The sequence below is a fragment of the Pusillimonas sp. NJUB218 genome, assembly GCF_003788685.1.
Taxonomy (GTDB): Bacteria; Pseudomonadota; Gammaproteobacteria; order Burkholderiales; family Burkholderiaceae_B; genus Neopusillimonas.
The window spans coordinates 17131-30999 of sequence record NZ_NQMK01000007.1 but is presented as its reverse complement, the minus strand read 5'-3'; the positions used below and the strand labels follow the sequence as shown (position 1 = coordinate 30999).

General features: G+C 53.5%; 11 protein-coding genes. All 11 read right to left on the bottom strand.

All coding sequences use genetic code 11. The features are described 5' to 3' along the window. Nucleotides 1-9: 9 nt before the first annotated feature. From CHR62_RS09985 to CHR62_RS09935, 11 genes are read right to left on the bottom strand one after another with little or no spacing between them, the layout of a single operon-like run. Nucleotides 10-1236, bottom strand: a complete 1227-nt coding sequence (locus CHR62_RS09985) for an outer membrane beta-barrel protein (RefSeq protein WP_158609118.1) — start codon at nt 1234-1236, stop codon at nt 10-12. Nucleotides 1237-1277: 41 nt separating this feature from the next. After that, complete coding sequence (locus CHR62_RS09980) at nt 1278-2063, bottom strand: WecB/TagA/CpsF family glycosyltransferase (protein WP_233574955.1); 786 nt, start codon at nt 2061-2063, stop codon at nt 1278-1280. A 23-nt stretch (nt 2064-2086) separates the two neighbouring features. Beyond that, nucleotides 2087-2953 (bottom strand): polysaccharide deacetylase family protein, encoded by an 867-nt coding sequence (locus CHR62_RS09975; RefSeq protein WP_123660840.1) that lies wholly within the window; start codon nt 2951-2953, stop codon nt 2087-2089. Between the two features lie 27 nt (nt 2954-2980). Next, nucleotides 2981-4048: an acyltransferase gene (locus CHR62_RS09970; RefSeq protein ID WP_123660839.1), complete on the bottom strand. Its 1068-nt coding sequence runs from the start codon at nt 4046-4048 to the stop codon at nt 2981-2983. Next, a complete protein-coding gene (locus CHR62_RS09965; RefSeq protein WP_123660838.1) occupies nt 4048-5340 on the bottom strand; it encodes a lipopolysaccharide biosynthesis protein in 1293 nt (430 codons plus the stop codon). The genes CHR62_RS09970 and CHR62_RS09965 overlap by 1 nt, the downstream gene beginning before the upstream one ends. Nucleotides 5341-5381: 41 nt before the next feature. Further along, nucleotides 5382-6569: a glycosyltransferase family 2 protein gene (locus tag CHR62_RS09960; protein WP_123660837.1), complete on the bottom strand. Its 1188-nt coding sequence runs from the start codon at nt 6567-6569 to the stop codon at nt 5382-5384. Nucleotides 6570-6578: 9 nt separating this feature from the next. Continuing rightward, nucleotides 6579-7541, bottom strand: coding sequence for a glycosyltransferase family 2 protein (locus tag CHR62_RS09955; protein WP_123660836.1), 963 nt, complete (start codon nt 7539-7541; stop codon nt 6579-6581). Further along, nucleotides 7538-9997, bottom strand: coding sequence for a capsular biosynthesis protein (locus CHR62_RS09950; RefSeq protein ID WP_123660835.1), 2460 nt, complete (start codon nt 9995-9997; stop codon nt 7538-7540). The genes CHR62_RS09955 and CHR62_RS09950 overlap by 4 nt, the downstream gene beginning before the upstream one ends. After that, nucleotides 9994-11364, bottom strand: coding sequence for an O-antigen ligase (locus CHR62_RS09945; protein ID WP_158609116.1), 1371 nt, complete (start codon nt 11362-11364; stop codon nt 9994-9996). Before CHR62_RS09945 ends, CHR62_RS09950 begins: the two co-directional genes overlap by 4 nt. A 35-nt stretch (nt 11365-11399) precedes the next feature. Beyond that, nucleotides 11400-12425 (bottom strand): polysaccharide biosynthesis tyrosine autokinase, encoded by a 1026-nt coding sequence (locus tag CHR62_RS09940; protein ID WP_123660833.1) that lies wholly within the window; start codon nt 12423-12425, stop codon nt 11400-11402. Continuing rightward, on the bottom strand, nt 12422-13819 hold the full coding sequence (locus tag CHR62_RS09935; protein ID WP_123660832.1) for a GumC family protein: 1398 nt from the start codon (nt 13817-13819) through the stop codon (nt 12422-12424). The genes CHR62_RS09940 and CHR62_RS09935 overlap by 4 nt, the downstream gene beginning before the upstream one ends. Between the last annotated feature and the right edge of the window lie 50 nt (nt 13820-13869).

Genomic DNA, 13869 nt, shown 5'->3' with positions numbered 1-13869 from the left:
GGCTGTGCGTCACGGGCAAAGCGCGGTTTCAATATGCATCCAACGGCATTCACGCGGATTCAGCAGTTCAGCCAGGCTATCGTTACCGTTGTCGGTCTGCACCACAATGCCTAACCTGACCACATTTTGCTGGTAACGGTTCGATGGTAAGTCGCCCTGTTTACGGGCGTGGTAGCCATCAAGTATTACACGTAGGTTAGGGCTGGCTTGCCAAGTCAGCCGCGGCCCAACACGTAGCCGGGTGCTGTTGGTTAAATCGCCGGTTAAGCGGGTATCTTTCTGTTGTTCGTAGGCGCCACTGAAACTGACGCCCAATTTCGGCGTGAGCAGCCATTGCGCGCTCAGGCCGAAGCCGCGCAGCGTCGAATACTGGATATTGGGGTCTTCGTCGTTGTTGTAGGGCCGTTGCCAGAGGCCGGCGCGAAGCGTGGTTTTAGGCGAGTACTGCCAGATGAGTTGAGTATCCAGGTCAAGGAGTCGCGTATTGCGATCGGAGAAGGTGTCGTATTTCCGGTTCAGCCATCCTAGCCGGGTATATAAGCCCGTTTTGACACTGTATTGCCAATAGACTTCAGCGAACAGCTCTCGATCCTCGTAGCCGTCATCCAGGTTGTTGCGACTAAGCTGGTAGCGTAAGGGGTAGGTGGTGCGGCTTTCTTTGACGCCTATGGTGATAGAAGATCCTGTCACGCTTTGGTATTTGGCGGCAATTTCCCAGCCTTTCTCCGAGTAGTCGAACAATTGCCTGTTCAGTGTGTCGTTGTAATTGGCTTTTTCGTCGTATAGCTTAACGATGGGTAGTGCAATGTCCTCGCTGACATTGAAGCGTGCTTCGGCGTTTAGGCGACGGGTTGACACAACATCGCTTTCGGGCCAGATTTGGTCTGATTCGTAGCGTCTCCGGTTGAATTCATAGCCAAATTTCCCGTTAAATAGATCGCCTGCTTTCCAGTGCAGGTTGGCATCAAGAAAAGATGGGTTGTGGTCGAATTGCGGTAGGCCGCTGTAGTTTGCTTTGCCGGTCGCCCCGGCGATGTCCAGACGCGTTTCTTGCGACAACAGGGGGACACGCAATGCCATGCCTATGGTATTTACTGAAACCGTCGAGCGTTCAATCTCTCTGTGAATTTCGGAGGCGCGACCAGGATTACTATTTGATTGCACGCTATTTTGCATTTGCATGACGTAATCCATGGCCTGCGGGAAGCCCTGAGCAAACGCCATGCTCAGTGACATTAGCCAAATGCAGCTCAGACAGATAAAGTGAGACAGCGGCTTCATGTGTCGACGTTTCTGTTCTTGGCGCGTTGGCAACGCCACTCTTTCCAGCAAATAGCCAAAAAGTAGGGGTCGTCTACCAAGTAACGACGCCATAAATGTTTGGGGTCTGATATTAGCCGCCATAGCCATTCAAAGCCGGCCTTCTGAAATACCAGCGGTGCTCTGGGTTTTAGCCCCAGAGCAAATTCCATCGCAGCCCCAACGCACATGAGTACGCCACCTGGCAGTTGCGAGGCATAGTGCAGCGCCCAGATTTCTTGTTTGGGCAGGCCGAGGCAAACGAATATTAAATTCGGTTCGCGTGCGGCAATATGTTGTGCGGCTCGAGCCCCTTCTGGGCCCAGGGGATCAAACTGCATCGACGGCGCAATAATTTCAATATCCAAGCCGGGGAACGTATGCTGAAAGTGAGCAAGCAACTCATTTTCTGAACCTGGGCGACCGCCAAGCAGGGCGACTTTCCATTGTTTTTCAACCGCCGCTTCGCACATCGAAACTAATAGGTCAGCGCCAGTTACCCGTTCGGGTAGCGGGTGTTTGAGTAAACGGCTGGCCCATACAATGGGCATGCCGTCGGCGAAAATATAGTCTGCCTGTTTGTACAAGGCCTTCAGGTCGGGCCGGCGTTCAAGCCGAACAATGTGATCGACATTTGGGGTCACGATAACGCATGCCGATGTGCCTTTGTTTTCGGCCTCGTAGGCGAGCATGTCGCATGCGGCATCAAATTTAACGGCCTGTATGTTCAGGTCAAACAATGCGACAGTGCGAGGCGTCTGCATATCAATTGGGCTCGGCATTGGCGTTAGTTACACATGGGCGAGGGTAACATTACGGCTGGATCATTGGCAGACAACGCTGGTAAAGCGCGTTGGTAGATGGGGTCTGCAAAGGCACTGGCTGGGGTAACGAAGTGCCATCCGTCTTGCCGCAGGGCGTCGATAATACTTGGTAATGCGTCGGCATTGAGCGGATTGGCATGTAGCAATAAAACGTGTGCTGGGCTGCGTTTCAAGAGGCCTTGCCAGTAATTTTCCTGAGCTCGGGCCTGCGTGATGACTTGCTTTGTATAGTCATTTAAAAATGCTCTGGCGCCGGTAGTGTCCACGTTGTTCAGCAACGTTTCGTATTGTTTGGTCAGCTCCCAGTCGGGCAACGAAATCGTAGCGGACGCCACGCCATAGCCTTCTGCTGCCAGCCATTGCAGTACTTCTGCACGTTGCTCGGGTGTTTTCCCTTCGTCTAGATAAGGGAACCTTAACCGAGCGCACCAGCCAGGAACTTGTCTTAGCAGGAGGTCGGCGCGTTTAATGTCTTCGAGATAGCGACGCGTGTTTGTTGAACTCAAGGCTTGATGGGAGTACGTGTGATTGCCAATGGCATGGCCCTGGTTGCCCCAAGCCTTTACTAGCGCCATTGTGTCGGAGTTGTCGGCAAGCGCACCCAATGGAAACAACATGGCTTTGATGTTTTTGTTGCGTAGCGTATCTAGTATGACTTTGTTGTATTGAGCGGCTACGCGGTTGTTGCCCTCGGCGTTGAAACCATCGTCGAAAGTTAGGGCGACTGTAGGCTGTGCCAGAGCGATTGCATGAAGCCCTAGGGCAAGCACAAGCATCATCCATGATAGGTAGCGGGACTGCGTGCGTGTGCGTACGGCAAAAAAAGTCATGGTGGGCCGTTAGTGTTGATTCGCCGGCTATCTTAGCACTGGCGTCTTATTTGGCAGGTCGTACGCCAGGCGCTTTAGTTTCTTTGTCATGGGCTGTTCTATGTAGAGGAACGTGGCGAGTGCAACAGCGATGGTGAGTGCTATGGCGACGCCGCTGAAAACCAGTATGTCAGCCTTACCGAACAGCCCATTGGGCTCGTTTAAACCGGCCTTTCGCCAGAGCTGGCTGGCGGCCGATAATACGATCGGATGAGATAAATACAAAGAATAAGAGATATTGCCCAGAACAAGCCAGGATTTGCTTTTGGGAATGACATCTTGTTGCTCTAGGGCAAGCGCCCCACATACGATCAACAGCGCGGGTAGGCCCATAGTTAGTGCCCTAGGAAGTGGGCTGATTATGAAAGCAAATAGTGGCAGCAAGGCTAGCCCCAGCGCTACTGCTGCCCACGCCCAAGGTATCGGTAAGCGCAATTTTCCTGCATTGTGGGCTTGGCTTAGCCAAATGCCGAATACGAACTCCAGCATGATGCTGGACGTATAAAAATTAACGATCGGGCTGTTGGTGGAGACTAAGGTTCCGAATAGCACCAGTGCACCAATAGCCATGGTGATGGCAGCGACGCGTGAGCGTGACGGAAGAAGCAAAGCCGCGCCAAATAGCAGGTAAAAAAACATCTCGTAGTTCAGCGTCCATCCGGGAATAAGTAAAGGCTCAATGCGCCCGGTTCCCGGATTGTCTGAAGGAATAAACAGATACGACGAGACGACATGCCATGCGTCAAAACGAGTGCTTTGCAGTAAATTGGGCTTCAACAGCAATACGCTGGCTACGACCGATGTGAGCAACCAGTAAAGAGGAACAATACGCACGACCCGACGTATATAAAACTGGCCCGGAGTTTGGCTTTGCTCTCGAGTGGTTTGGGCCATAATAAAGCCGCTTATTACAAAGAAAATATCGACCCCGCCAATAAGCCAGAACGGCCATGGTCCTTCGTACCCCATACGTGTCCATTGAGGGTGCAGGTGCGTCAGCACCACCATCATGGCGGCTACAGCACGCAAGTATTGAATCGAGACTAGGGTTTGCATTACGTTGGGTGGCTATTAGTCCGTGACTCTTTCCAGGCGAAGAGCAGGGTTAGGGTGAGTGAAATGCTCTCGCCAATCAGCATGCCCCATAAGGCACCTGCGGTGCTCAAGTAGCCTGTCAGAGCATAACAAAGCGCCAGCGCGATTACGGCACAAATCAGGGAGCTGAATGTCAGTAAACGAAATCGCTGTCTGAGCATCAGTATCAGCATGACTGGATCGCGTAGGGCTTTTACTAAAAAGACGCCAGCCCATAAAAGCAGTAATTCGTTGCGTTGGTGATGGTCTTTTTGCAAGAGGTCGAGAAAGATCCAGTCTCGCAGTAGCCAAACGAATATGGCGTAAACAAGAACAACTAACCCCATGGCTGTGGCCAGTAAACAAAGGCGTTGCATCGTCGTGCGCGCACCGTCGTGATGAAGCCATTGCGAGGCCGCCGGAGTCAACTGTTTTTGTATTCCTGTGCATACCAGATTAATAGGCATCATTAAAAGCCGCGCAGCTGCTAGTGCTCCGACTGCAGCCACATCGAGAGTGGCGGCTGTGACAAAGCTGTAGCCCTGGTTTAATAACCAGTAGACGCCCGAGCCTGACGCAGCCCATAGCCCAATGGGCGCAATTTTCATTAATTGGCCGGGAAGGGCCTGGGGGTCGATCAAATCGCGCATCCAGCGCCACAGCATGTATCCGCAAACCAATGCAGATAGAGCCGTTGCGAGCATGGCAATTGCTGCGGCGAAGGGAAATAGCGCTGCAATCAGACAACCACCCACCAATACGGCGACATACGCGAGATCTGCCACTAAAACGGTTTGTGGACGTTGAAAAATAAGCAAGGTGTTTCGGAAGAACTCCCGATAAAGGCTAGTAATGATTGCAGCAATAGCCGTCATGATCAAGACTGACTCGCCGTTATCGAGCAGGTTGAACCCCCAAAGCAGAAGGGCCGGCGTTAGCAGGCCAACACCTAAGATAAGCAGAATGCGTCGCTGGTCGGCATAGACGCTCCCCACCCAGCGGCGTTTGTCGATCGTCGAAAGCTTCGGCAGGGTGATAACCAGTGGTGTGCCGGTGAAGCTGTTCTGCAGCATAGTGAGCAGCATGACGGCGTTGAACATTAAGACGTAGTAGCCGTATTGCGTATCGTCGGCGTACCGGATCAGAATCAGGCCCACGGCAAAGTTAGCTGCCGACAGCAAGGCTTGATCTAGTATGGAGCTGCCCAGTATCTTGGACCACTTGGCCTGTATGGGCGTCGGTGGTGTAGAGGGGGGCGGGTTTGCGCCAGTCATCACGGGTTTATTGTCCCTTTAGACGCACATGGTTTGTGCAGTCAGTGCCGGTTGTTTCGTTTGGTCCGGATCCAGTTGGTATTGCCTTTTTGCTTGAGCATGACCACTAGTTTCCAGGCGATAAAAAAAGGGACGCGTAGCAGGTCGAATAGGGCGGCAGGCCCCAAGGGGCTGAGTTGCCAGCCGCGAAGGACGTGCAGTATCAGCGCGCCAAGCAAGCTCAGACAAAGCCAAAGCCAAAAAAATTGAGTCGGGTAGATCAAGCTGGCCAGTCCGGCCAGACAGGCTGTGACTGCTATTGATATGCAAAGATAGGCCAGTGGCAGCGTCAGTAAATCCAGCGCCAGATCGAGGCTAATCCGGCTGCGATGGCGCAGGGCGTGATGCAGTAGCTTACCGCTATACGCTTTTGCCACGGCGAAGCGGCCGCCTTCCCAACGTTGTCGTTGAGAGGCTGAGTCTGCACCCGAAGTGGGCAATTCTGCCAGTACCAGAGCTTCGTCAGCATAGTGCACACGAACGTCGTTCAGCCCAAGCAAAACGCCGTACTCCACGTCTTCCGCCAAAGAGTAGACTTGAGGAGGCTGTTCAAGCAGTAGTGCCCGGCTGAAACACATGCCGTTGCCGCGCAGGCCGCACGACACATGAAGGCGTTCTCTGCCCCGCGACCTTACTGCATGAAAAGCGCTGTAGGCAATCGTCATCAGCCGTGTGCGCCAAGAGTCGTTGGGGTTCAGTACACCGTAGTGCGCTTGTATTGCGTCAGCGCCCGATGACAAGCGCGCAGCGAAGCACGAGAGCAAGTTCTCCGAGACTTGTGTGTCGGCGTCAATCACAACCACCGCATCGCCCGGGCTCGATTCAAGGAAAAACCGGATGCCGTGGTCCAGCGCGTAACCTTTGCCTCGCTGTGTGTCGTTATGGCGCTTCAGCACGGTCGCACCGTTCGCACTAGCGATGGCCGCCGTGTCATCTGTGCAATTGTCGGCGATCACAATAATGCGGTAGTGAGTTTCCGGCCAGTCTAGCTTTTTCAGGCTTTGCAGTGTTTGTTTGATGATGCCGGCTTCGTTGTGCGCGGGCACGATGATGTCGAAGCGCAAGTCTTTTCGCGCAGCCAGTTGTTGTGGCATGCGGCGAGACAGTAAAGTCAATATCAGCAAGTACGAGCAGCCTAGTAAAGCCGGCGCCAGTAAAACGAACAAAAGTAGATTCAGTGCTGCAGGCATGGTGTGTCCTTAGGCATACTCTCGGTATAGCCAGCCAGACAAAACGGCCAGCTTGCCAAAGTTGGCCCAAGTTTTGGCCAACCAGAATGCGGCATGATGTTTGCCCAACGGCAACGTGACGAGCGACAAGCCGGCAGCAACAACCATCTGAATAGATGCTCTGGAAAAAAACAGGATGCGTCGCCCCAAAGAGGGGGGGGATGGGGTCAGCCTCCCTTTCAGGAAATGCCGTGCGTAATCCTGTCCGCCGCGCATGGCGCGTTTCAGAATCCAATTCAACGTCATACGTTTGACATCAACGGGCTCCTCGACAAGCGCTTCGTCGCACCAAACAATGCGTATGCCTTTTTGGGCAATGCGTGTAAGTAAATCGCTGTCCGATCCGCCGGTAACGCCATAGGCTGGGTCGAAAGCTTGCGCCTCCCCCTGCAGTGCCGATTTATGCATCAGTGCGTTGCCAATCCGCATCGTGTTCAGCGGCACAACTGTACCTGTCGGCATTCTTGGGCATTCGTAAAGGTTTCCTTTGCGAATCCAGTTCGGGGCGTTGGATGGTACCACCGGGATTACCGGCCCCAGCACGACCTTTGCTTTTTGCTTTGCTGCGCAGCTTATCAAGGTTTCTAGCCATGTGGGTGAGGCCCGTTCATCGTCGTCAATAAATGCGATCCAGGGGTGGCTGGCCAGGGCCAGCGTCATGTTTCGGGTCAGGGCAATGTTCTTTTGCGGCTGAATGGCATAGGTAACGGCAATGTTTGGTTGATGAGTTTCGCGGAATTTTTCTACGACGGGTCTCGCGCTGCCGGCCGGGTCGTTGTCGACTATGACAATTTCGTCGGGGCATCGTGATTGCGAGGCGAGATCGTTCAGCAACAAGATCAGTTGATCTGCCCGTCGGTATGTCGCCATGCAAATGCTCACACCGGTGCCGTTGTCGACGATGCCTTCGATCGTGTTTTGCTGAATGCTCATTTTTGGGTCTGCTTGAGGGTTGGGTCGGAGCTTTGATGAATGACGACTTCGTACCAGGTGCTGGCGGTGGCGGCATCCGCCTGCAGTTTTATCCACGACGTGTGTGGGCCGTCACTGGCCGGTCTTGGAATGGCTATTGGCTTTTCGCGTTGGCCGCGTCCGTTTAGGGGGTAAAGGGTGAGTGACTTCGCGGCATCGGGCAGGCGCAGTTCAACCGGGGTGTGTTTTTGCCACGACGGCGGTTTTGCCGACAACATACCCGAACGCTCTGTGGCCATAGGGTCGGGTTCGAGCGTTAGCCAGCCCGCCTTGCCGGGATAGGGCACCAGGGCTTTGGGGCGTGGCGGCTTTGAGCCGGGCTGTGTGCCTGTGGTGTCACCGCCTAAAGAAATCAATAAGTGTGCTGATTCCTTCAAGTTGTGCTGATCCAAAGGCGTGATCAGCACTTGAACTGACTTAGTCGACGGACTGTCGATTCGTAGCGCAAAGATTCCCTCATCAACTACCTGGCCGGGTCGTACTTGACCGAATACGCCCCATGCCTTCGGCGTATTTAACACTGCGTATTTTTGGTCGTTGAAATGGATGAGCGCCTGACTGGCGGCAGTTGAAGCTGTGTCAGCGGTCATGGCCAGATGGGGCGTCGGTGATTGCGCTTTACTGGCATCGCTTTCGAGCACTTGTTGCGACAAACGGGTTTTTAAGGCCGCTGTGATCGGCAGGCCGAAACGCTGTTCTAGGTGTCGTTCTAGAGGTGCAGTGCGAATATGGCCTTGCGTTGCCAGAAACAAGCGATCGGCGGGCGGCAGTGGCAGTGGTGTTTCATCTGTCAAGCTGGGAATTTGAAAGTGACGAAACAGCTTGGCGCTTTGCCCCATCAGTGCGTATTTGCCCCAGTCTCCGCTCAGGGAAAAGTACCAAGGCGCCAGCTTGTCATTCAAGCTGTCGTCGTACCTGTAAAAAAATAGGCCGTCCCAGTCTTGGAGTGAAGCCACTGCAACCATGAGCGGCAAAATTTCGGCGCCACCCGGCGTAGGAAAGGGCTGGTTGAATTCGCTGATGACGAAGGGTTTGCTGTGGTCGCGCCGCAAAGACAGACCCAGTAAACGTGCAAGTCCTTCGCCTGACGTCGATATGTCTTGAACTCGCCAATCGGTGGATTGCCAAGGGTTGCCATTTGCGTAAACATGATGTCCTACGTACACATGGTCGTCGATGTAGTCCATGTCTTGGTGCGATACCAAATTCATGATGCCGCCATAGGTCATTTGTGTGCCGGTAACTGGCACGGGAGCGGCAGCGGCCTCGCGTATCACCGCTTTCATTTCATTGAAATACTGGCGGTCCATCTCGGCGAGAAAGCTTAAAAAATCATACTTGTAACGCTGTCGAGGGTTGGGGGCGGCAGAATTAGTGTCTGACCAGCCTAGGTCTCGAGCAATGCTTCCCAGCTTGTTGGTAATACGGTTGCCTAACGAGGGCGGAACTGAGTCTGCGCCAGAAATTGTTGTTACGGGCAGAGCACTGAAGTCGGGATCGTCGCAGTTGTCCCATGCTTCGCAGGCAGCTTCTCGAGTGCCGTAGCGCTGCAGAATCCAGCCGTCCCAGTGCGCTTGAAGTACAGGGCTATAGGCTGATGGAATAGCATTACGCCACGTGTCGCCGTACCAGGCATCGCCTTGCCAAGCGGCCAGCAACGAAGATTCGTTATTGATCTCTACCATGGCCAGGGTCGGATTGCCTTTCAGGCCAAGCAATTGGATCAGCTCACGTGCGTAGCGCGCTTGCCGCTCGATCAGCGGCGGGTAGTAAACATGGATGGGTGTCCCTACCGATGCCGGCTGCGTTTGTCCGTTATCGAGTTCAGGAAGGCCGTCGATGGATGGACGAAAGCGATAGCCGACACGCAGGTTTAAGTTAACGTAAATTCCTTCGGTCGTCAGGGCCTCAATGAAGGTTTTGAGGCGGTGAACGGCGACCTTATTGAATGTGGGGTAGGGACCCTTTGCCAGGATGCTGCGCGGCGATGTTGCGCTGTCGTCAGGAAAGCTGTCCAGATGATGGAGTCGCACGGCATTGACGCCCATCTTTCGCAAACGTCGGGCCAAGTCAGGGGCGCGAGCAGCTTCGGGCAAGTTGGCAGAAAAGCTCAGATTGACGCCAAAGAATCGTATTCGTTGGTCATCTGCCGTTTCAGGAAGCCCATCAGGGCCCACAGTGTAAAAATGCTGGCCTTTGACGAATACGCGATCATTACGACTCAGCACGTGATTCAAAGCCGACTGATCGGGGGCGCCGCCCAGTTTGTCTTCGTCGATGCCGAAACGGAAATAAGCAACGCCTTGACTGTCTTGGGAGAAACCGGACGCGGTTGGTTGCCCGTACGTTAATTTTGGGAATACAACCGCGGCTACGGTCAGTAGTGCCCAAGCGAAGTATGTGCCGATTCTACTCATTGAACTTTTGCGGTATTTGGTTTTTTAATGGCCCGCAGGGCTTCCGCTTCTGGGTTGGGTGCCAATTCGGAGGAGCGTTTTAGCCAGTAAAGTCGGGCAGATACAGAAAGCGACGAAAATAGCAGCAGGATATTTTGAAACTGCGAGCCGCTAAGGAAATCAGTTTCTGTGATGTTGCTGATGGCGATGATCATCAAAAACGATAGGTGCAAGGCGCCTTCAGGGCGGTCGTGTTTCATCAGTTTCAGGATGCAACGTAAGTGCCACAGCAAAAAGCCAATGAAAAGCAGCAGGCCAACCCCACCCAATTCATTCATCACATCAAGGTAACCATTATGGCCGTGGGCGGGCATCCAGCCGAACTCGTCGGCGATGAACTGGGCAGGGCTACCGGCCCCTAGCCAGAACGCGCCATAGCCGATGCCTATGATTGGGTGTTGGGTAATTGAGTAAGCCAGGATCACCCAGATTTCGGTGCGTCCGGTCAGGTCGGTACCCTTGTCGAATAAGGCAGCGATGGGGCTAATCAGCGTGTTCCAGTCTGGTAGTTGTGCGTTCACTACGTAGTAAAAATGCACGAACATCACGACGATACAGAGCGCGCCGAGCAGTAGGGTTAGATTAAGATAGCGGCCCGCGAGCCAAACCCGGTAGTTGTAGACATACAGGCCGCAGGCCAGCACGGCCAGAGCGGTGGCTGTTGAGCTTTTGGCCATAATCAGTATAAACAGACTGAATGCAATGCCAATGCCGCTTCGCCAGCGCGTTTCGCTGTTGGTTGTCCATTCGTAAAGCCACAGCAAAGTGCTGTAGGTGGCCACACTGCCCAACAAGTTTTTCTGCCAGGTAATACCGCGCCACGCGCCGCCGAGCGAGTAGTCAACGCCGATATGTGGCACAAAAATCGCAGTAAAAAAAGACAGGACAAGTATGGTTGTCAGTGTCAGCCTGAGCGTACGTAAAAACTGGTGCGGTGTGCCAATAGGGGGTGCGATGCACAGTCCCGCCAACAAAAGCCCACCGAGGATGACAATGCGTTTGATGGTCACCACAGGGTATGGAGACCATAGTGTCGAGGCCAGGCAATAAACAAACACCAGAATCAGAAAAGGATTGATGCTTCTTAACGTTATAAGTCCTGTGGCTCGGTTGGTGTAGAACACAAAGGCCGCCAGTAAAAACAGCAGTGACAACTGTATTTGCCTGATGATGGAGCCTTCTGAGAAGTCAATACTAAGACGTAACGTGGGGTCGAGGTAGGCCAGCGTGGTGGGAATCAGTGCCGCTATCGCACTGAAAGCGATCAGGATGTTCACCAGCCAAGTGGTTGTGGTGTCTGGCCTTGAGAGCGTTGGCGAGCTTCGCATGAGCGCGTGTCGGCTATATATGATGGTCCGCCGCATTACCTGATGCGGTCGATCAGGCGGCGGCGCATTTTATGTAAAAAGCTCATGTACCAGGGCGTGGGGTTGCCTGGGCCGTCTAAGTCAGGGTACTCATTGAAAATGCACCCGATGATGGCGCCGCCGGCCGCTTGAATCAGGCGTTTTGTCTTACGAAGGTCGTTCAGTGGGGTTCGGTGCTGTCGCGCTACCACGATACAGGCATCGACTTGCTGTGCGATAAGTTGCGCGTCGGGAAACGCGTTCATCGCCGGGGTGTCCATAATGACAATATCAAATTGATCTTTGATGTTTTCAAATATGTGGAGCAGGCTGGGCGCGAGTAAAAGTTCTGTTGGATTGGGTGGCAGTGGCCCGGCGTCGAGCAGGTGTAGTTTGGCAAAGCTGGTGGCCAGCATTGATTGCCCGATGTCACCGCGTTGCGACAGTACTGACGATAGGCCTTGCGATCGTTGGCTATCAAGCACGCCAGAATGTTGCGCTTCGCGCAGGTTGGCATTGATCAGTAGGGTGCGTTGCCCGTTTTGTGCAAAGGCAAGCGCCAGGCTGGTGGATACATACGATTTTCCTTCGCCGCTGTTGGGACTGACAATGGCAAGGCATCGGAGTTCACTGGGCTCGAGTTTCAATAGCAGTTGTGTCCGAATTTTGCGTATGGCTTCGGCTTCTGGTGTATGTGGAGCATAGGCAATCGGAAAACCAGCCAGCGCAGCATCTGCCGAGGCGATGGGGTAATCGTACTGTTTTGACAGTGCTTGCTGAACCTCTTGTTCGCTGAGCAGCCCCAGGGCGATGGCTGCGTCACCGAATCTGAGTTTTTCTGTACGTTGTTTTTCTATGATGGCTTTAACATCGTCGTCCGACAATCGCCCCGATTTGACAAAAGAGTCGCCGATTCGAGGACTGGCAACACCAGATCTGGTGTCGCCTGTACCCTCTTGCGCGCCAGGCCCACCTGAGCCGTAGGCTTCTCTTATGCGTGTTTGAGCGATTTCTGTCCAGAGAGAAGGTGGTGGCTTCTTCATACCAGTGTCTCCCTAAATCCAATGTGCCCCAGCAAGGGTAAATCGGGGTCACCCAGCATATCTTCCACGACGCGAACACGCCGGTGTAAAAGTTCGAGCAATAGCGCTAGTACCAGTGCGAGTCCGACGCCAACAATAAGCCCCAAGACCAGATTGACCTTTACGTTGGGTTTGCTTGCTACCGTGGGTAATTCGGCGGGTCGCAGCACCGTGACGTTGGGCGACATAACGTTGCTTGCCATGATAAGCGTGTCGTACTTTTGCAAAGCCGACGTATAGACTTGCTGAGCGCTGGCCAGTTGACGTTGCATGGCGGAAATTTCGTTGCGTTGCTGCATTTGGGCGAGTACTGTTTTGCGCTGTGCAGCGATGGTTTTTTCAAGTTCGTTTATTTGTTCTTTAAGGCGATCGATAGTGTTTTCCTGGCCGCTGACAATAGCTTGCGCTTCTTGCGCGATGCGTGATGTGAGCTTGTTTCGTTCTGCCGTCAGGCCTCTGATTGTGGGGTGGTTGGGCCCCAAGGCGCCTTGTTTGTCGCCGAGTTGTCGGTCAACGAAACCCAGTTGTGACTTTAGCGTATTGATTATTGTGGCGTCGTTTACCATCGGCAGTTCTTCGGGTTTTAGCCCCGATTTCAGCAGGCGTTGTGTAGCATCTCGGTCTGCGTAGGCCTGCTGCAGCTCGTTTTGTAATGCAATCAATGTTTTATTGAACTCATTGAGTCTTTGCGTTTCTTGATCGCCATGTTCTTGAACGTTCAGAATGTCATGTTCTTGTTGGTAGGCGGTCAGTTTGTTTTGAACTTCATCTACATCTGTTCTTAGTTGTTCTAACTGCGCGTTGTATTGTTCAAAGCGACTGCGTGCCGCTGTAAATGACATTTGTTCGCCCAGCTGTATATAGGCCATAACGATGGCGTCGGCATAATCCCGAGCCTCTTGGGGGGAACGTCCGCTGAACTCTACCGTTACGACTCGACTTCCTTTCAGTCGCCGGATCTCCAGGTTGTCAATCAAGCGGCTGACAAGTTGCTGTTCGGCACGTTCTTCGCCGTTGTCTTGCACGGCGCTGCGGTACCAAGGGGTGCCGCGAAGTTTCAGATTGTCGATGACAGTTTCTGCAACACGCTGACTTTTCAGCAAGTCGAGTTGGGTTTGCATGTAGCTGTCATCGAGCATGGCTGAGAGGCGCTGGGCTGCGATGGGGTCATTTTCCCGGTAATCGATGTAAATGTCGCTGGATGATGACCAGATGCGAGGCAAAAACAGGCTGATGATGAGCGTGACTAAAAACACGCCGATGGCGACAGAGAAAATAAGCCCTTGTCGTGCTTGTAGCATCGCGATGAGTTGGCGCGGAGACAGTGTGTTGGTCTCGGTGGGGTTAGTAATCACGGTAGCCTATGAATGTCAGAGGTCAATGTATCCGGTGCGTTGCGCGAGGA